General features: G+C 62.8%; 18 protein-coding genes. 12 read left to right on the top strand and 6 right to left on the bottom strand.

Going from position 1 to position 18,898, the window contains the following annotated elements; translation table 11 throughout:
• Positions 1-15 precede the first annotated feature (15 nt).
• The gene (locus RID42_15475; GenBank protein ID MEQ8249079.1) at positions 16-1,575 is read right to left on the bottom strand and encodes an amidase; all 1,560 of its coding nucleotides are present in this window, start codon (positions 1,573-1,575) and stop codon (positions 16-18) included.
• Positions 1,576-1,676: 101 nt separating this feature from the next.
• On the opposite strand from RID42_15475, the gene puuE reads away from it, so the two are divergent.
• On the top strand, positions 1,677-2,588 hold the full coding sequence (gene puuE / locus RID42_15480) for an allantoinase PuuE (protein ID MEQ8249080.1): 912 nt from the start codon (positions 1,677-1,679) through the stop codon (positions 2,586-2,588).
• Here the strand turns inward: puuE and iaaH are convergent, their stop codons facing one another.
• Together iaaH and RID42_15490 are read right to left on the bottom strand one after the other, a co-directional pair.
• A complete protein-coding gene (gene iaaH / locus RID42_15485) occupies positions 2,589-4,007 on the bottom strand; it encodes an indoleacetamide hydrolase (GenBank protein MEQ8249081.1) in 1,419 nt (472 codons plus the stop codon). It lies immediately after the preceding gene.
• Positions 4,008-4,037: 30 nt separating this feature from the next.
• On the bottom strand, positions 4,038-5,135 hold the full coding sequence (locus RID42_15490; GenBank protein ID MEQ8249082.1) for an ABC transporter ATP-binding protein: 1,098 nt from the start codon (positions 5,133-5,135) through the stop codon (positions 4,038-4,040).
• Positions 5,136-5,408: 273 nt separating this feature from the next.
• Here RID42_15490 and hisD point away from each other — a divergent pair, with 273 nt between their 5' ends.
• The 3 genes from hisD to RID42_15505 all read left to right on the top strand — a co-directional run bounded on the left by hisD (position 5,409) and on the right by RID42_15505 (position 8,405).
• The gene (gene hisD / locus RID42_15495) at positions 5,409-6,695 is read left to right on the top strand and encodes a histidinol dehydrogenase (protein MEQ8249083.1); all 1,287 of its coding nucleotides are present in this window, start codon (positions 5,409-5,411) and stop codon (positions 6,693-6,695) included.
• A gap of 52 nt (positions 6,696-6,747) precedes the next feature.
• Positions 6,748-7,500 carry an SDR family oxidoreductase gene (locus RID42_15500; protein MEQ8249084.1) on the top strand — a complete coding sequence of 251 codons (753 nt, stop codon included), beginning with the start codon at positions 6,748-6,750 and terminating at the stop codon, positions 7,498-7,500.
• 134 nt (positions 7,501-7,634) lie between these two features.
• Complete coding sequence (locus RID42_15505; GenBank protein MEQ8249085.1) at positions 7,635-8,405, top strand: class I SAM-dependent methyltransferase; 771 nt, start codon at positions 7,635-7,637, stop codon at positions 8,403-8,405.
• Between the two features lie 20 nt (positions 8,406-8,425).
• Here the strand turns inward: RID42_15505 and RID42_15510 are convergent, their stop codons facing one another.
• The gene (locus tag RID42_15510) at positions 8,426-9,367 is read right to left on the bottom strand and encodes a 3-hydroxyacyl-CoA dehydrogenase (GenBank protein ID MEQ8249086.1); all 942 of its coding nucleotides are present in this window, start codon (positions 9,365-9,367) and stop codon (positions 8,426-8,428) included.
• A gap of 83 nt (positions 9,368-9,450) precedes the next feature.
• Between RID42_15510 and RID42_15515 the strand changes: the two genes are divergently transcribed.
• From RID42_15515 to RID42_15545, 7 genes are all read left to right on the top strand, one after another.
• Positions 9,451-10,029: an NADPH-dependent FMN reductase gene (locus tag RID42_15515; GenBank protein MEQ8249087.1), complete on the top strand. Its 579-nt coding sequence runs from the start codon at positions 9,451-9,453 to the stop codon at positions 10,027-10,029.
• An 11-nt stretch (positions 10,030-10,040) separates the two neighbouring features.
• Entirely contained in the window at positions 10,041-10,781 is a 741-nt protein-coding gene (locus tag RID42_15520; GenBank protein MEQ8249088.1) for a hypothetical protein, read from the top strand.
• A gap of 86 nt (positions 10,782-10,867) precedes the next feature.
• A complete protein-coding gene (leuC, locus tag RID42_15525) occupies positions 10,868-12,280 on the top strand; it encodes a 3-isopropylmalate dehydratase large subunit (protein ID MEQ8249089.1) in 1,413 nt (470 codons plus the stop codon).
• 2 nt (positions 12,281-12,282) lie between these two features.
• Positions 12,283-12,909: a 3-isopropylmalate dehydratase small subunit gene (gene leuD / locus RID42_15530; protein MEQ8249090.1), complete on the top strand. Its 627-nt coding sequence runs from the start codon at positions 12,283-12,285 to the stop codon at positions 12,907-12,909.
• A gap of 11 nt (positions 12,910-12,920) precedes the next feature.
• A complete protein-coding gene (locus RID42_15535) occupies positions 12,921-13,307 on the top strand; it encodes a carboxymuconolactone decarboxylase family protein (protein MEQ8249091.1) in 387 nt (128 codons plus the stop codon).
• Positions 13,308-13,420: 113 nt separating this feature from the next.
• The gene (locus tag RID42_15540; GenBank protein ID MEQ8249092.1) at positions 13,421-14,449 is read left to right on the top strand and encodes a zinc-binding dehydrogenase; all 1,029 of its coding nucleotides are present in this window, start codon (positions 13,421-13,423) and stop codon (positions 14,447-14,449) included.
• A 23-nt stretch (positions 14,450-14,472) separates the two neighbouring features.
• A complete protein-coding gene (locus tag RID42_15545) occupies positions 14,473-15,411 on the top strand; it encodes a polysaccharide deacetylase family protein (GenBank protein MEQ8249093.1) in 939 nt (312 codons plus the stop codon).
• Between the two features lie 6 nt (positions 15,412-15,417).
• Here RID42_15545 and RID42_15550 read toward each other — a convergent pair whose 3' ends face one another.
• Both RID42_15550 and RID42_15555 read right to left on the bottom strand, forming a co-directional pair.
• Positions 15,418-16,764 carry an amidase gene (locus RID42_15550; protein MEQ8249094.1) on the bottom strand — a complete coding sequence of 449 codons (1,347 nt, stop codon included), beginning with the start codon at positions 16,762-16,764 and terminating at the stop codon, positions 15,418-15,420.
• Positions 16,761-17,576: a hypothetical protein gene (locus tag RID42_15555; GenBank protein ID MEQ8249095.1), complete on the bottom strand. Its 816-nt coding sequence runs from the start codon at positions 17,574-17,576 to the stop codon at positions 16,761-16,763. The genes RID42_15550 and RID42_15555 overlap by 4 nt, the downstream gene beginning before the upstream one ends.
• A 177-nt stretch (positions 17,577-17,753) precedes the next feature.
• On the opposite strand from RID42_15555, the gene RID42_15560 reads away from it, so the two are divergent.
• Positions 17,754-18,860 carry a sugar ABC transporter substrate-binding protein gene (locus tag RID42_15560; GenBank protein MEQ8249096.1) on the top strand — a complete coding sequence of 369 codons (1,107 nt, stop codon included), beginning with the start codon at positions 17,754-17,756 and terminating at the stop codon, positions 18,858-18,860.
• Positions 18,861-18,898 lie beyond the last annotated feature (38 nt).

The following is an 18,898-nucleotide window of genomic DNA, read 5'->3' on the forward strand; positions in this document are numbered from 1 at the left end:
GCCCTTTGGCAACCGCTAGCGAGCGCGCCAGTCGCCGGCGCGCTCGACAGCGGCTGCGAGGCGGAGCAACGTCGCTTCCTCGAAGTGGCGCCCCATAAACTGAAGGCCAACCGGTAATCCGTCGGGCATCGCGCACGGCACCGAAATCGCCGGGTGGCCGGTTACGTTCGCCTGGCACACGTTGCCAATCATGTTGAGCGCGATCGTCATCCGCTCCGGGATTGGCGCATCAGCGGCTGGCATCAAGGGGGCACGAAACGGCAAGGTCGGCATGACCAAGGCGTCGCACTGCGCCAGCGCCCGGTCGTAGGCGGCACGCATTTGGGGCCGCAGATTCTGCGCTTTAGCATAGTAGTGCCCGTGATAATGGCGGTGCATGTGTTCACCGACCAAGAGAATCGTTTTGATCGGCGGCGGCAGGTCGGCGGCCTGTTGCCGCCAACCGCGCGCGAAGGTGTCTTGCAGGCGGGTATCGTAGAAGCCCTGCCAACCGTGGCCAGCAGCATTGCCGCGCAGCATGTTGGCGCACACACCCTCTTCGAGCAGCGCAACCAGAACATGGGCGGTATCGATGTGCTCGGGTACTGATACCTCGACAACTTTTGCCCCTGCCGATTCAAGCGCGGCGACGGTCTCGCGCACCCGATTGTCGACCACGGGATCGCTCGCGCCAAAGCCAAGGGTCGGCCATTCCGTGTGCCCGAAGCCCTCTTTGAGAACGCCGATCGTCAGGCCGTCGAGGTCTTGCTCGATGGCTGCGACGTAGTCGCCGACACAATCGGCGGGTAGTCCCGCAGCGCGCGGGTCCAGCGGGTCCGGCCCCGCGATCGCCGTCAACAACCTCGCGCAGTTGGCCACGGTATCGCTCATCGGGCCAACGTGATCGAGCGAGGTTTCCATGCCCATGCAACCGGTATAGGGCACCAGCCCGAATGTCGCTTTCAGGCCGACCGTGCCGCACCATGCGGCGGGGATTCGGATCGATCCGCCCTGGTCGCCGCCGAGCGCCATGCGGATGTCGCCCGCGGCGATCGCCGCCCCCGACCCACAGGACGACCCGCCCGGCGAGCGCGCCGGGTCGTGGGGATTGCGGACGGTTCCGAAGGGATGATCGTGACCGCCGGCAACCCCGCAAAGGTCGGATGCGGTGGTCTTGCCCGCAATCGTCGCGCCCGCATCGAGGAGCCGTGCGACCACGGTCGCATCAATATCGGGAACGAATCCGTCGAGGGTACGCGACCCGTTGGCCATCGGCACTCCGGCGACTGCGATGGAATCCTTGACCCCGACTGCTTCACCTGCGAGCGGGCCATCGGGGTTCCCTTTGATCTCTGTGCGCCAGTACCAGGCATTGAAAGGGTTTTCGCCGGATTCGGGCCGGTATCCCGGCGTCCGCGGCCAAGCGACGGTCGGGCGCGGTTCGGTCAGGGCGTCTAGCGCCTGGTAGGTGCGAAACGCCCCCGCCATCACCGCTTGGTAGGACGTCGCCTCGTCTGCACTTAGGTTCAGACCGAATTCTTCCGATAGCGCGAAGATCTCTTCGATATCGGGTGGGCGGGGACCGACGGCAGTCATGGGCAACGCTCCTTGTTACACTGTCAGGGCTCAAACTGTCTGGACGCGACCGTATCAACGTCACGGGCCAGAAGGCCAGCGCTGGATGTCGGAGAAAAAACATGAACGATCCCTACCCTCGCGATCTCGTCGGATACGGCGCGAAGATCCCCCAGGTGACCTGGCCCAACGGCGCCCGGATCGCCGTGAGTTTCGTCCTAAACTACGAAGAGGGCGGGGAACGCACGATCCTCGACGGCGACAGCGAATCCGAATCCTATCTTGCCGAGATGTACGGGCTGCCTGCGCTCGTCGGTCGGCGCAATCGATTCGTCGAGGACATCTTCGAGTACGGGAGCCGGGCCGGGTTCTGGCGAATCATGCGCCTGTTCGCCGAGCGCAACATTCCGTTCACCTCCTGGGCCGTCGGCCTTGCGTTAAAGCGCAATCCTGAAGCGGCTGCGGCGATGATCGAAGCGGGCCATGAAGTGGCCAGCCACCACTGGCGCTGGTTCGACTATGCCGACGTTCCCAAGGAGGTCGAGCGCGAACACATCCAACTCACGATCGATACCATCAAAGAGCTGTGCGGAACGCGACCGCTTGGCTGGTATACCGGACGCTACAGCGACAACACGCTCCCGCTCTTGATGGAGGAAGGCGGCACCGTCTACGCCTCCGAGTTCTATAACGACGACCTGCCCTACTGGATCGATGTCGATAAGAAGCCGCTCCTGATCGTGCCCTATGCGCTCGACACCAACGACTTCAAGTTTGCCCTGGCGCCTGGTTGGATGTCGGGCGAGGACTTTACGCACTACCTCAAGGCGGCATTCGACCACTTGTACCGGGAGGGCGAAACCGCGCCGAAGATGATGTCGATCGGGCTGCATTGCCGCCTTAGCGGCAGGCCCGGCCGCGCCGAGGCTCTAGCGAAGTTTATGGACTACGTGCTCGAACACGACGGCGTGTGGGTTGCCCAGCGGATCGAAATCGCGCGCCATTGGATGGCGCATCACCCGGCGTCCGGCTAGTTACCAGTCCATCACTGGCGCAGGCATATTTGGCTCAAGCGCCTCCAGGGCAACACCGAGCGCGAGCAGCGCGTCGTCCTTGCCGACCGGCGCGTCCAACGTGAAGCCGACCGGGAGCCCGCGGGCTGAAAGTCCCGACGGCATGCTGAGACTGGGGATGCCGGCGTTGCTTGACGGCCCGGTATTACGGTCGAACAGATTGATACCGGGAACGGTATCGCCGCCCTGAAGCGCGCCCGATTGCTCTTGGTCGATCAGTACTGGCATCACGGGGACCGTCGGATAGATGACGGCGTCGAGCCGGTGCTCGGCGAAATAGGCAGCGTAGATTTGCTGCAGGTGCGGCCGATGAACACTCATTGCCTCATGGTAGGCAGATTCGGTGATCGCCCCCGCGCCCAGCAGCGGCTCCAGTATCTGACGTACATCGGGGCTGCCCACTTCGGCGACGACGGCGGCAATGTCGAGACCGGTGTCGCCGGTCGCCAGGTAAGCGGTAAGGTCGCCTATGGCCTCGTAGAGCAGGACGGGGAAATTGCCGGCCTTGTGGACCTTCTCGACGTCTGGAATGTCGGCGTCGACCAGGGTGATGCCGTAGGCCGCGAACCGTTCAAGAGCGGCCTCGATCCCGGCCTCGACCTCCGGCTCAAGTGCATCGAAGAAACACGCGCGCGGCACGCCGATCCGGATTTCGCCCAAGGACGGCAACGCGGATGGTTTTGCCGTGGCGCCACACATAATGCTGTCGAGGATTCGGAGGTCTGCGACGCTGCGCGCCATCGGCCCAGCGGTGTCGCGCGAGTGGGAAATCGGCACGATTCCGGCTCCGGGGTAGCGGTCGGTGGTCGGGCGGAATCCGGCTACGCCGCAAAACCCTGCAGGAATCCGCACAGACCCACCGGTGTCGCTGCCGATGCCAGCAGGCGCCATCCGCGCACCAATCGCAGCCGCGGTACCGCCGCTGCTGCCGCCAGCCACGCGGTCAGGATCGTAGGGATTGCGTGCAGCGCCGAAGCTTCCGTTGTTCGAGGTGCAGCCGAAGGCGAGTTCATGGAGGTTTGCCTTACCGAAGAAGATCGCGCCCGCATCGAGCAACCGCTGGGCGACCGGCGCACTGCGGCGCGCCACATTGTGGCGTAAGGCATTGGTACCGCCGGTGGTCACCAAACCGGCAACGTCGATATTGTCTTTCAGAACTAGGGGCGCGCCGAGAAGAGACCCCTTGTCGCCTTCAGAGCGCCGCACGTCGGCTTGACGGGCGTCGGCGAGGATGCAGCCTTCGTCGAAGGCGATGAAGGCATTGATGTCGGCAAAGCGATCAGCTTGACCGATCAAATCGCGTGCGAGTTCTTCGGCGCTAAACCATCCGGCTTCAAGGCCGGTCAGAACGTCGGTGAGCGTGAGATCGTGGAGCGCCATGCCATCGTCCCGCGGAGCGGTCCGATGCGTTTAGTGCGACAACATGTGGCTGTCTTCGGTTTTCCAATACGCGGTCACGGGATCGCCGAAGTCGACCGGCTGCTGGAAAAACTCTTCCTCGGACTCGTTGGCTACGACGTGCTCGTCTTGGCCTTCACGAACCATCGTTACCTTGACCCAACTGCCCTGGTACTCGATGCCATGGACGGTGCCGGTGACGGCGTTGCTTTCCTTGCTCGTGTCGTGACCGCGAGTCATGTGAATGCGATCGCGGCGAATCGAAAAACCGACGTTGGCACCGGTCGTCAGTGTTCCCTTGGGGAGCACGAATTTCTTGCCGCTCGATTCGGTGACGTGGGCTTTGTCGCCGTCGAGGCCGGAGACCGACCCCCGGAAGACGTTCCAACCACCCATGAACTCCGCGACATAAGCCGAAACGGGCGCATTGAAAATTTCGCGCGCGCTGCCAGCCTGGTCGATCCGGCCTTGATCCATAACGACGATGACGTCCGCCAACGCCAGCGCCTCGGGCTGGGTATGGGTGACGTGGATGAAGGTGATGCCGATTTCTTTTTGCAGGCGCCGCAGTTCTTCGCGCATCTGGAGGCGCAGAAATTCGTCAAGCGCAGACAAGGGTTCGTCGAGCAGCAACACTTTGGGGTTAGTAATCAGCGAACGCGCCAACGCAACACGCTGTTGCTGGCCGCCCGACAACTGCGCGGGGACACGGTCCGCCAGATGCGTCATTTGCACGGTGTCAAGAACTTCCATCGCCTTTTTGCGACGCTCGCTCTTTTCGACGCCTTTGACCTTGAGGCTGAAGGACACGTTGTCGGCCACCGACAGATGCGGGAACAGGGCGTAGCTTTGAAACATCATCGATGTGCCGCGCTGGACCGGCGTCAGCCCTTCGACAGCCTGGCCGCCGATCATGACATTGCCGCCGGTCGGGTGTTCGTGGCCGGCGATCATGCGCAAGATGGTCGTCTTACCGCAGCCCGACGGACCGATCACACAGCAATAGGCGCCATCGGGAATCGTCAGATTGATCCCATCGACCGCTCGCGTCCCGCCGAAGTGTTTGGCGAGATTCACCAGTTGAACTTCACCTCTGCCCTGGCTGCTCATCGACGCACCCTTTTGCTAGTCGCCGCTGGGCGGCGAAGACTCATTGTTGTTGGCGCACAGGCATAGAGAAAGCCCTGCGCGGCGAGCGCGAAAACTAGGTTGCGTCCTGAACCAAGTCAACCCGCCTCGCCGCTCCGGTCGCCGCCAAATCCGGCGGCTCCGCCCCTTCCCCGGGGGCTGCCAAATCGCCCAAGCGTGTTTGACAAGGCGCGGGCGCGCGAAGAGAGTCCGGCGAAACACGACCTGAACGGCAACCCCCTGGACGGAGCATCCATGATCCAAGAACTGAAGACCGGAAAAACCGAGGAAGAACGGGAAGAAGCGGATCAAAAAGTGCGGCAAACCGTCGAAGGGATCATTGCCGATGTGAAGGCACGCGGGGACACTGCGGTCCGCGATCTGTCGGAGAAGTTCGACAAATGGGCCCCCGATTCTTTCCGGCTAAGCCCCGAGCAGATCGCCGAGGTCGTCGCGTCGGTCTCACCCCGGACCATCGAAGATATCAAGTTCGCCCAGGTCCAGATCCGCAATTTCGCCCAAAAACAACGCGATTCGATGCATGACGTCGAGGTCGAAACCCTCCCCGGTATCGTTCTGGGGCACAAAAATCTGCCGATCGATTCGGTGGGGTGCTACGTCCCCGGCGGCCGCTACCCCATGGTGGCATCGGCCCATATGAGCGTGTTGACCGCGAAAGTTGCGGGGGTGCGTCGGGTCGTCGCCTGTACCCCGCCGATCAACGGCAAGTTGCCGGCCGAGACGATCGCCGCCATGCACTTCGCCGGCGCCGACGAAATTTACATCCTTGGCGGCGTACAGGCGATTGCCGGAATGGCCATCGGCACCGAGACCATCGCGCCCGTCGACATGCTGGTCGGCCCGGGCAACGCCTTCGTCGCCGAAGCCAAACGTCAGCTCTTCGGCAGGGTCGGGATCGACTTGCTGGCCGGACCGACCGAAACGCTGATCATCGCCGATGAAACTTCGGATGCGGAAATGTGCGCAACCGATCTGTTGGGCCAGGCTGAGCACGGGCCCAATTCGCCGGCCTATCTTCTGACGACGTCGCGGGCGTTGGCCGAAGCCGTGCCGGGCGAAATCGCGCGCCAGCTCGAAACGCTGGAAACCGCCGATGTCGCCAGCGTCGCGTGGGAGGAATACGGACGTATCATCCTGTGCGACACAGTCGACGAGATGGTTCAGGTTGCCGACGAGATCGCCTCGGAACATGTCCAAGTACTTACCGCCGATCCGCAATACTTCTTGGATAACATGAAGAACTACGGCGCGTTGTTCCTCGGCAAAGAGACCAACGTGGCTTACGGCGACAAAGTGATCGGCACCAACCACACGCTGCCGACACGCAAAGCGGCCCGCTATACCGGCGGTCTGTGGGTCGGAAAGTTCATCAAGACCGTCACCTACCAACGCTGCACAGAGGAAGCGAGCGCGATGATCGGCGAATACTGCTCGCGCCTGTGTGCCATTGAGAACTTCGCCGGTCACAAGGCGCAGGCCGACCTTCGCGTCGCCCGCTACGGCAAGCAAGCGGCGGAGTAATGCACCGCTTGTTACCCCAGGCAGGCGTGTCGTTCGTGGCGGCCGCAGTCAAATGACGCCCCCGCTCGACGGGAAGGTTGCCCTCGTTACCGGCGGAAGCCGCGGTATCGGTGCTGCCACGGCGCATGCGCTTGCAGCGGCCGGTGCGCGGCTCATCGTTACCCACCGCGACAGTGCCGATGCCGCCGCCAAGGTCGCGACCGCATTACCGGGCAGCGGCCACCGCGCGATCCAAGCATCGGTCACCGATAGCGCATCGCTCACGGCGCTGGCGGCAGATATCGGCGGCGGCGAGGGTCGCTTGGACATATTGGTGAACAACGCCGGTTGGTCGCGCGTCATCGCCCACGGCGATCTGGCTGGCCTCGACGACGAGACTTTCGATCACATTATGAAAACGAACGTGCGCGGGGCGTTTGCCTGCGTGCGCGCGCTCGCTGGTTTGCTGTCCGAGGGCGACGGCGGGGTTGTCGTGAATCTCTCGTCGGTCGCGGCGCATATCCACTTTGGCTCGAACATTGCCTATTGCGCCTCCAAGGCCGCGATCGAATCGATGACCATGACCCTGGCGCGGGCGCTTGCGCCCAAGGTGCGCGTTGTCGCTGTCGCCCCCGGGGTCGTCGACACCGACTTTACGCGGGCCTGGGATCCCGCGGTTAGAGCAGCCCAGATCGCAGCGACGCCCTTGGGCCGTTTTGCAACGCCCGAAGAAGTCGGCGCGGCGATCCTTGCCGCCGTCATCCACTTCCCCCATACGACCGGCGCCGTCTTCCCGATTGACGGCGGGCGGCCGCTCGGGACTTAGGCGCGGGCCGACAACACCTCCACCGGTTAGCGGGACCACGCTCCGAGCGGTCCAGCGCGGCGGTCGTCGAACGCTAGGATTTTGGCTGATACCCGTGGTATGGACCTCACTTCCACCAAGTCGGAGAAAGGCCAATGACCCGCGATCATGCGGCCATCAATCGAGCAGTTTGGGACGCCGATGCGCCAAATTGGGTTGCCATCGGCGAGCGACTTTGGAACAGCGAAACGCCGGTGTGGGGAAATTGGGGAATACCTGAGCACTCCCTAAACCTGCTTCCCGCGGATATGAGCGGCAAAGACGCGATCGAGTTGGGATGCGGGACCGGCTATGTTTCCGGTTGGATGGTTCGGCGCGGCGCGCAGGTCACGGGCATTGACGTCTCGTCCAACCAGCTGGCCACGGCACGTCGGTTGGCGAAGAAACACGGCGCGGATATCACGTTCATTGAGGCAAACGCCGAGATAACTGGCTTGGCCGATTCTTCCTTCGACTTCGCGATCTCCGAATACGGTGCAGCCATATGGTGTCGTCCCGAGACATGGCTGGGAGAGGCCTGGCGCTTATTGCGCCCCGGTGGGCAGTTGGTGTTTCTCGGGAATCATCCCCTGGTGCTGATCTGCTCGCCGACCAGCGGCGCGCCCACCGAAACAACGCTGCACCGGCCCTATCGCAACATGTGGGGCGCAGACTGGACCACGGTCGAATTCGACCCCACTGGCGTGTGCTTCAATTTGACCATCTCCGCTTGGATGGCCCTATTCGCCGAGATCGGGTTTGTCGTCCGGAACTATCAGGAAGTCTTTGCGCCCGAATCCGAAACCGAAACGCGTGCGTGCGTTCCCGCCGAATGGGCCAAAAAGTACCCGGTCGAACAGGTCTGGCACCTCGATAAACCCAAATGACGAAGTGACGGCTTTTGCGGTTAGTCCCCCAACCGCGCCGCCGCATCCTTTTTGTGTTTGGCCAACGCCATCAGGCGCCGGTCGCGCCATTGCTGGCGCTCGACATGTTTGTCCATCGGCAGGGTGGCGCGGCGATCCTTGGCCGCTTGGCCGAATAGTTTGTCGTCCCACGGCCTAGCCTCCGCTTCCTTGGCGACCTGGTGGTAGATCGGACCGTAGCGCGTCGAGTAATCGGGGACGCCGCCCGGCGCATTGAGGTCGATCGTCTCCATCGGTCCCATGAACGACCAACGCAGACCGAGCCCGTACTTTACGGTCTTATCGAGATCTTCGGTGGTGACGTAACCGTCGGCGATCAATCGCATTGCTTCGTTAAGTAACGCGCCCTGGAGCCGGTTAAGAATGAAACCGTCGATTTCTCGCTGGACGGTGATTGGTTGCTGGCCGACCGCCGCCATGAGCTGGCGCACCTTCTCCACCGCGCCCGGATCGGTCCACGGTGCCGGCGCCAGTTCGACCAGCGGCACGACGCTCGGTGGATTGACGGGATGGGCGACGAGGCACCGCGCGCGACCCTTGAGATGTTCACTGAATTGCGAGGCGCGAATGCCGGACGTCGAGCTGCCAAAGATGGTCTCGGGCGGTGCCGCCGCGTCCATCGCGCCAAAGAGAGCGCGTTTGATGTCGAGGGTTTCCGGCGCGTTCTCCTGCGCGTAGGCCGCTCCCGCCAGCGCCGCGCCGAGGTTGGTTGTGGCGGTGATGCGGCCAACGATGGCTTGGGCGTCTTCGTCAACTAGCCCCTCGCGGTGCAGGTCGTTGGCCGCCCCGGCGATCAGCACCAGCGCGTTCTCCAATGCGTTGGCGTCGGTGTCGTAGAGTGCAACCGACCGCCCGGCCCGGGCAAAAACGATTGCCCAGGACCGCCCGACCATGCCGGCGCCGATAACAGCGATCTTTTCCATGCTTTCCCCTCGAAGCGGCGTTACCGCGAATATGTAATCTCGACAGTTAGTATCTAACATACCGAAACGAGAGAGGAGTGCCGATGACCTACGCGATCGCCGTTCTTTATGGTTCGGTCCGCCAAGACCGTCAGGGAATCCGCGCCGCGCGTTTTGTCGTGCGGCAGATCCAGTCGCGCGGGCATACACCGACTTTGATCGATGCCCTGGATGTTGGGCTGCCGCTCCTCGACCGAATGTACAAGGAATACGACGCAGGCCATGCGCCCGCGAACCTCGAATCCATGGCGCGCGTTCTAAGGGCATCGGACGGCTTTATCGTTGTAAGCGGCGAGTACAATCACGGCATTCCGCCCGCGCTCAAGAACATGCTGGATCATTTTCTTGAGGAATGGTTTTGGCGGCCCTCGGCAATCGTCGCCTACTCGCAGGGGCGATACGGGGGCGTCCGCGCGGCCATGCAACTCCGTATGACTTTGGCGGAACTTGGCATGCCCTCAATCTCATCCCTGCTGGCGGTGCCGCGGGTCCACAAAGCGTTCGACGAGGACGGCTCGGCGACCGACGATGCCTGGATGCGCCGCGCCGGGAAGTTCCTCGATGAATTCGAGTGGCACGTCGCCGCCCAAAAGGCGCAACGTGCGCTTGGAACGCCCTACTGAGGAGACCGTCGATGCCCGACAGAATGGGATACAGAGCGAAATGGGGCCTGATCGTGCCCGAGCGCAATACCGTGTGCGAGAGCGAGATGCACGCCGCCGTGCCGGCGGGGATCTCGATCAACACGGCACGAATCCAGCGCGATCAAGCGCCGACCTGGTCGACCGACGCCGAATTCAGACAAATGGCGCAGGGCGTTCGATCGGGCGAACCGGGCGCGCTTGCCGCTTTGATGCCGGCCGAGCCCGACTACTACATTGTCGGCGACGGCGGCTTTACGATCGGGCGCGATCAACACGAAACGATCGCGGCGGGGTATGACGCGCTCACCGGCAAGGACGTTGCGACCTCGGCGCGGGCGTTCCTGAAGGCACTCGACACGATGGGCGTCCGGCGGCTTGCCGTACTGACCCCACGGCTGCCCGCCAGCGGCGTCGTGTCCGGCGGTTTGTGGGAGGAATGCGGGTATTCGGTTTCGGGCGCTCACGGTCTGGACTGCGGGTCGGCCTTCGAGATCGTCAATACCAGCGAGGCCGATCTGCGATCAGCCCTCGCAACGCTTTGCGCAACGGACGCGGAGGTCGTATTGGCGACCGGTAGCAACATTTTTCTGATGCGCTTGGCCGAAAGTGCCGAACGCGAGCTCGGCAAGCCCATCCTGCATATCAACACGGTGCTGCTGTGGTATGCGCTGCGGCAGAACGGGTTTGCAGACCGCATCCCGGGGTGTGGTCGGTTGCTCCGCGAGTACTAGCGTAAAGCCGGTCAACATTGTGGCGCCGGGGTGATAGCCTGCGGCACCAACCACCAAAAAGACCACCAAGCAGGACGGGATAACGCATGAGCCAGCGGCGCACGCTCTTTCAAAAAATCTGGGCCGATCACGAGATCCGCGACTTCGGCGACGGCTATTCGCTATTGCATGTCGACCGCGACATCATGCACGACCTGCTCGGCGCACTGGTGTTCGAACCGCTCGACAAAGCCGGGCGCAAAATGCCCAACCCGGAACTCCACTTCGCGACGATGGACCACGGGGTCGACACCGACCCGGGGCGCGGCGACGAAACCAAGATCCCGGGCGGCAAGGCCGGCGTCCAAGGGTTGCGCCGCAAGTCCAAAGAATACGGTATCCACCTGTACGACATCGGCGACGTGCGTCAGGGCATCGTTCACGTCATTACGCCGGAACTCGGCATCGCGCTGCCCGGTAGCACTTTGATTTGCGGCGACTCCCACACCTCGACCATCGGCGGCCTGGGCGTTCTTGCGTGGGGCGTCGGGTTGACCGAGATCGAGCACGTCCTGGCGACACAGACGATCGTGGCGCAAAAACCGAAGACCATGCGCATCACCTTCGAAGGGAATGTTGCGCCGGGCGTTAGCGCCAAGGACATGATTCTCTATACGATCGGCCAGTTGGGCGCGAAGGCCGGCAACGGCTACGTCGTCGAATACGCCGGCGCGGCGATCCGGGCGCTACCGGTAGAGGCCCGCTTGACGGTGGCGAACATGTCGATCGAGATGGCCGCGCGCTACGGCATGATCGCCGCCGACGACACGACGTTCGACTACTTGCACGGACGCCCGTTTGCGCCAAAGGATGCGGTATGGGACCAGGCGGTCAAGTATTGGCGCACCCTGCCAACCGACGACGGTGCGACGTTTGACCGCGAGGAAACCATCGACGCGACCAAGATCGGTCCGATGATCACCTGGGGAACGAGCCCGCAGGATGTCATCGGCATCGACGGCACCGTGCCCGACCCGGCGCATGCGGGAAGCGCCGACAAGAAAGCCTATTTGGAACGCGCCCTCGCCTATACAGGCCTGACGCCGGGCAAGCCGATCGCGGACACCCCGATCGACGTTGCGTTCATCGGCTCGTGCACCAACGCACGGCTGTCCGACCTACGCGCGGCGGCGCAAATTCTGAAAGGCCGGAAGGTCGCCGACGGCGTACAAGCGTGGTGCGTCCCGGGGTCGGGCTTGGTCAAGCGCGACGCCGAGGCCGAGGGATTGGACACGATCTTCAAATCGGCAGGTTTCGAATGGCGCGAGCCGGGCTGCTCGATGTGCGTCTCGTTGGGCGGCGACAAATTCAAACCGGGGGGCCGGGCGATTTCGTCGACCAACCGCAACTTTGAAAACCGCCAGGGCGTCGGGGTGCGAACCCACCTCGCCAGCCCCGAAATGGTCGCGGCCGCCGCGGTCACCGGCAAGATCACCGATACCCGCAAACTGGCGAGATAATCATGAGCGACAAATTCACCACCCTCAAAGGCACCGCCGCACCGCTGATGCGGGCCAACATCGATACCGACGCGATCCTGCCGAGCCGGTTCCTGACCCGCATCAACGAAACCGGCAAGGATGGATTCGGCGGATTTTTGTTCGGCGATTGGCGTTTCGAGAAAGACGAGAAGACGCCCAAACCCGACTTCGTGCTCAACCAAGCCAACTACAAAGACGCCAAGATCATGTTGGCGCGCGACAACTTCGGCTGTGGCTCGTCGCGGGAACACGCCGTTTGGGCGCTGAAGGGCTATGGCATCCGCTGCGTCGTTGCCCCATCGTTCGGCGAGATTTTCTTCAATAATTGCTTCAAGAACATGGTCCTGCCGGTGGCCCTCGACGAAGACGCTGTTGAAGCGATCGCGGCGCAGGTCGAGGCCGGACAACGGACCGTGTCGGTCGATTTGGAGACACAGACGGTGACGGCCCCCGACGGCACGGCCTACCATTTCGATATCGATGCCGCGCGTAAGGATGCGTTGCTCAAAGGGCTCGACGCAATCGGCGTGACCTTGCAGGGATGGGATCAGATTAAGGCTTGGCAGGACGCCGACCGCGTCAAGCGGCCCTGGAACTACCTGGACTGAGCGGCACCGAGATGGGCGACAAATACGACGCCGGTTTGCGCAAACTCGAAGAGATTGTCGGGACCGAGACCGCCGAAGCGGCGCTCAAGGCTTTCGACGACATCGACCCCGACATCGGTCGGTATTTGGCCGAATCGGTTTACGGCGACCTGTACCAGCGCCCGGGGATCGACCTCAAGACTCGGCAACTGTGCACGGTGGCAGCATTGACCGCCCTCGCCGCGTTCAAACCGCATTTGAAGACACACATAGACGGCGCCCTCAACGCTGGGGCGGCTCCGGCCGAGGTGATCGAAGTGATCCTGCAGATGTCTGCCTACGCCGGCTTCCCCGCCGCGACGACCGGACTGGCCGCAGCCCGCGAGGTGTTTCAAAAGCGCGGGGTCAAACCGCGTTAGGCGCGCGGTACCGGTCGGTCCACGCGACGCGACATCGCCGGCGCTTCCCTTGACCGAACGGGAAAGCCCCCGTCAAATGCGCCGCAACAAGATCACCGGATAGGGAGACCCAAATGAAAGCGATCGTTCTGAGCAAGAACGGCGGGCCGGAGGCCCTTAAATATCAGACCATCGCAACGCCCGAGCCCGGTCCGGGCGAAGTGCTGGTGCGGGTCTATGCCGCAGGCGTCAATCACGTCGACATCGACATCCGCAACGGTCTGTCCGGCATGGAGGGAAGTTTTCCCCACATCCTCGGGGTCGACGCGGCCGGCGAGGTGGCCAAGGTCGGCGACGGCGTGCGCCAGTGGAAAAAGGGCGATCGGGTGGCGCCCCACTTCATTTTGAGCTGCGGCGTCTGCCAAAACTGCATGGCAGGGAAAGAAAACATCTGCCTGGCCTTCGGGATCCTCGGCGCCACCGCCTGGGGCACCTATGCGGAATACGTGAAGGTCGGCGCGCACAACCTCGTCGCCATCCCTGACAAGTTGGACTACGACCAGGCCGTCTCGGCCTATGTCCCATTCGCCACCGCCTGGGAAGCTTTGGTGGAAGTCGGTAAGATTCAAGCTGGCGAGAATGTACTAATCAACGCCGCGAGCAGTGGCGTGGGTTCGGCCGGCATCCAAATCGCCAAACTGGCCGGCGCGCGCGTGCTGACGACGTCCAGTTCGGCGCAAAAGCTGGCGCGCGCTAAGAAACTCGGCGCCGATGTCGGCATCAACTACCGGACTCAGAAGATCGGCGCCCAGTCCCGCAAGATGACCGGCGGCCTCGGCGTCGACCTCGCCCTTGAGATGGTCGGTGGCGAGACGCTGAAAGAGACCATTGACGCCCTCGCACCCGGCGGGCGGATCGTCACCGTCGGCGCGCACGGCGGTGAACAAGTCGACTTCGACATGATCGAATTTTTCCGCAAACACATCTCAATGCATGGCTGCGGTCGGTCGACCAAGGCAATGGCACGGCACGTCCTCGAACTTACCGCGGAGAAAAAGCTCAAGCCGGTGATTCACAAACGGTTCGCCCTGAAGGACGCCGCCGAAGCTCACAAGCTGATGGAGAGCCGCAAGTTCTTCGGACGCATGGTCCTCAATCCTTAGGCTGACATAGAGAGGCCCCACCGATGGTAAGCAACCCCTTCATCGACAAAGACGTCCCAGGCCCCAAGCGCGATTATGTCGGTTACGGTCGGGACGTACCCAAGGTGCGCTGGCCTAACAACGCCCGGGTCGCCGTCAACATCGTCCTCAACTATGAGGAAGGCTCGGAATATACCCACCCCGCGGGCGACAAAAAGAACGACGGGCTGACCGAGATTCCCTACATGATGGACCCCCAGTACCGCGACCTCGCCGCCGAGTCGGTCTACGAGTATGGTTCGCGCGCAGGTGTGTGGCGGGTGCAACGATTGGTCGACGGCTACAAGATTCCGATCACGTTCTTTGCCGCGGCGACCGCGTTGGAACGCAACCCCGAAGTTGCGTCGTGGCTGAAGGAGTCCGAGCACGAACCTTGCAGCCACGGCTGGCGCTGGGAGGAAGTCTGGACCCTATCGCGCGAAGAAGAAAAGCAACACATGCTGTGGGCGATCGAGTCCTTCAAGCGGACGGTCGGCCAACGACCCCAAGGATGGTACTGCCGCTATGGACCTTCGGTTCATACGCGTGAATTGCTGGTCGAAGAAGGCGGTTTCGTCTACGACGCGGACGCCTATAACGACGACCTTCCCTACTTTCAGGAGGTCAAAGGCAAGCGGCACCTGATCGTGCCTTACAGCTTTACCTATAACGATGCGCGCTTCGTCTTGGCGCAAGGCTACGGGTCGCCATCGGATTTCGCGGACTACTTGAAGCGCGCGTTCGATACCCTGTGGGAAGAAGGCGCCGAACGGCCGCGGATGATGTCGATCGGCCTACATCCACGCATGATCGGCCAGGCGGCGCGGATCTCCGGCCTCAAGGAATTTATCGAATACGCTCTGAACAAGGGCGATGTGTGGTTCGCCAAACGGATCGACATCGCCAACTGGTGGCTCGAACACCACGAAGAGTTCAAGCCCTGATCCCTACTAGCTGAACAGGATTGGCGCCTTGCGAAGGTGCCAATCCGTTTCACGCTGGTAGGCGGCACCCGCGCGCAGCAAAGCGGGCTCGCTCCACCACGGTCCCTCCAGCATTACTCCGATTGGCAAGTTGTTGCCGGTTAAACCACACGGCAGCGAGATCGCCGGGGTACCGGACAACCCAGCGCCGTAGGTGAACTTGGTCGCGTCGTGCGTGGCGTCGAGCAGTTTGCGCGAATCCTGGATGAGGGCGGGCTCGCCCGGCATCGTCGGCGTCAGGACCATATCGACTCCGCTGAACAGGTCGGCCAGCGTCCGTTTCCAAGTTTCTTGAGCACGCATGCCGCGCGCGTAGTCCGTACCGGTATGGACGAAACCGGTTTTCATCCGTTCCAGAACGGCCGGCGAAATCATCTCAGGCTGGTTTTCGATCACGTCGCCGAAGTGAGCGCACAGGTCTGAATAGATCATCGTCGCGGCCCAGCGATGGGCGGTCTCGGCCCCCGCCACCGTCACCTTGTGCAGCGTTGCCCCGAGACGCTCGAAGGTTTTGGCGGCGTCGGCAACGGCGGCTGCCACATCCGGGTGGAGGTCGTCATAGAAGAAGTTCTCCGGCACGCCTATCCGAACCCCGGCGACGCCGTCGCCAAGCGTCGGCAGGAAGTTCTCCAGAGGCCGGTCCGCCGAGAGGGGGTCCTTCGGATCGAAACCCGCCAAGACAGCAAAGAGACGCGCGACATCCTCGACCCGACGCGCCATCGGACCGACGGTATCGAAGCGGACGCTGACTGGGGTGACGCCGTGATTGGAGATGCGGCCGTGGGTGGGGCGCAACGCCGTCACGCCGTTCATCGCGCCAGGCAAACGGACCGATCCGCCGGTGTCGGACCCGAGCGCGCCGACGCACATATCGGCAGCCAGCGCCGCACCGGACCCGCCGCTCGACCCGCCAGGTATCCGGTCGAGATCCCAGGGGTTGTGGCACGCGCCAATGATTGGGTTATCGGAGCGCACGCCGAACGCGAGTTCGTGCATCGTCACCTTCCCCACCATCACCGCGCCCGCCGCACGGACCCGCCGCATGACCTCGGCGTCGTGGTTGGGGACGTGGTCCTTGTAGAGCAGCGAGCCGCTGGTGGTTCGAGTTCCCGCCGTCGCGATATTGTCCTTCACCGCGATCGGCATGCCGTGCAGGAGGCCAAGCCAACGCCCCTCAGCGGCGGCATGGTCGGCCCGCTGCGCCTGTTCGCGCGCGGCATCCTCGGTCACGGTTATGAAAGCGTTTACGGCATCGTCGTGGTGGCGAATGCGGTCGAGACAGACGTCCAGGGATTCACGGGCGGTGACGGTCATACGTTCTTTTCTTCCATTAGGGCAGCGGCGAGGAGCCGACCGACGACAATCATTTCAGGGATGCGGCGCGAGAACTTTTCTACCGATTCCGTCACGGCCGCGCGATTCGTAATCAAGAGCGGGGGAGCCGGCGCGATGTTCAGGCCCGCAACCAGGCGCGGCACTTCGTGTCGGCCTGCTTCTGCGACAGCGTGCGCGGCAGTTAAGATCGAGCCGTCGTCGAAGCGTCGGCCCAGCGCCGTGGCGGCAGCGCCGAGGAAGCCCGGCCAGTTCGCCAGGTGTCGGTAAAGGCTGGGCACGATGCCGTCGCCGGCCGTCTCGGACGACTCGAGTCTGCCGACGGCGACACGCAGTTCGGCCGGAAACGCATCGGGCGAAACCATCGGCGGCACATGCTTGGGTGCCTCGGGAAGCCGTTCGTCGCCAAAGACCGATCCCTCTAGGGCGTCAGGGTCGAGCGAACGGGCAGACAAAATGTGATCGAGCAAGGCGGCGCACGTGTAGTTCATCGGATTGGCGCGGTTGTAAGCGGCAACCACCGCGCCGATCGCCGCGCGGTCGTCCGGCGCGGCTCCGAGCGAAAGGCGCGCCGGCGGGGCGCCGGCGGCGGCGACACGCGCCGCGGTGCGTTGCAGCCGACCCGATGCCAGGAGCGGCGCGACGATATCCCACATCCAGGCCAAAGCACCGTCGATACCCGCCAAATTGCGGTAGAATAGAGCGACAAACGGCACGCCCATACGAATGCGTATCTCGCCGTAAAGATGAGCGATATCGGTGGGTGCGTCGGTTTCCGGAACTTCTAGAAGCATTTTTCGGTTCCTGCGCTTGCCATCTCGGCACCCATATCCCAGCCGCAGCCAAATGCCTAGGGCGCAAACCCCTTTCTGTTGGTCCGGACATTAGCTAGTGTACTTTCTGGCTGCGTTCGGGCCGGCTTATCACCGCCGAGGCTGGCCAGCATTGACCAACATCTAGGGAGGAACCCCGTGAAAGGGAAATTGTTACTCGGTACGGTTGCCGCAATCGCAACCGCCGCACTTGGCGCTCTGTCGCCCGCGTCCGCGCAAGGCATGGACGCCGCAAAGCAAATGGTTCAAACGCACCGGGCCTTGCCGGTGTTTTCAGCTCCTGGCCCGGCATTCGACGCTAAGTCGTGCGCCGGCGGTAAGCGGATCTTGACCATGCCGGTCTCGAGCGCCAATCCGTTCACCAAGAACATCGCGCTCGCCATCATCGAAGCCGCCAAGGAAGTCGGCGTCGAAGTGGTCGAGTGGGAGAACCAAGCCCAGCCGACCCAGTGGGTCCAGGGCATGAACTTCGCGATCAACGAAAAGTTCGACCTCATCGATCTGCTCGGTGGTATCGATCCGGGCGTGATCGTGCCGCAGATCCAGGCCGCCAAGAATGCCGGGATCAAAGTCAAGACCTCGCACTTCTACGATCTAACCCAGACCCCGCATGCAAGCCTCGACGGCACCGTGCCGTTGTCGTTCTATAAGGTCGGCCAGATCATCGCCAACTGGACCATTGCCGACTCGGGCGGAAAAGCCAATGTCGTCATTATCGGCTCCGACGAAATCCTGCCGACCGGCCCGTTCGTGAAGGGTATCCGCGACACCCTGAAAGCGAATTGCCCGGATTGTAAGGAAGTCGCCTACATCAATGCGCCGGTGCCGGAGTGGGCAACCAAGATCCAGCCGAGCGTTCAGTCGGCGCTTCTCGCCAATCCCGACGTCAACTACCTGATCCCGATCTACGACTCTATGTCGGGCTTTGTGGTGCCGGGCGTGCGGATCGCAGGTAAGAGCAATTCGGTCAAGATCGCGACCTTTAACGGTACGCCGTTCGTGATCGACATGATCCAACAGGGTCAGGTCCACATGGATGTGGGCGAAAGCCTGGGATGGATCGGACGCGCGATCCTCGACTCCCACATGCGCACCCTGTGCGGATTGGAAGAGCCGAAGGAATTGAACGTTCCGTTCTACATCTTCGATAAAGACAATGCGAAAGACGCCGGCACGCCGGCCGAACTCGACCGCGGTTACGGCGACGTGCATGTCGCTGGCTTCCGCAAGCTCTGGGGCCTCTAATTAGCTCCGAGCAACGCAACGGAACGGGGGCGCCGGAT

It is taken from the genome of Alphaproteobacteria bacterium (assembly GCA_040216735.1).
Taxonomy (GTDB): Bacteria; Pseudomonadota; Alphaproteobacteria; order SHVP01; family SHVP01; genus CALJDF01.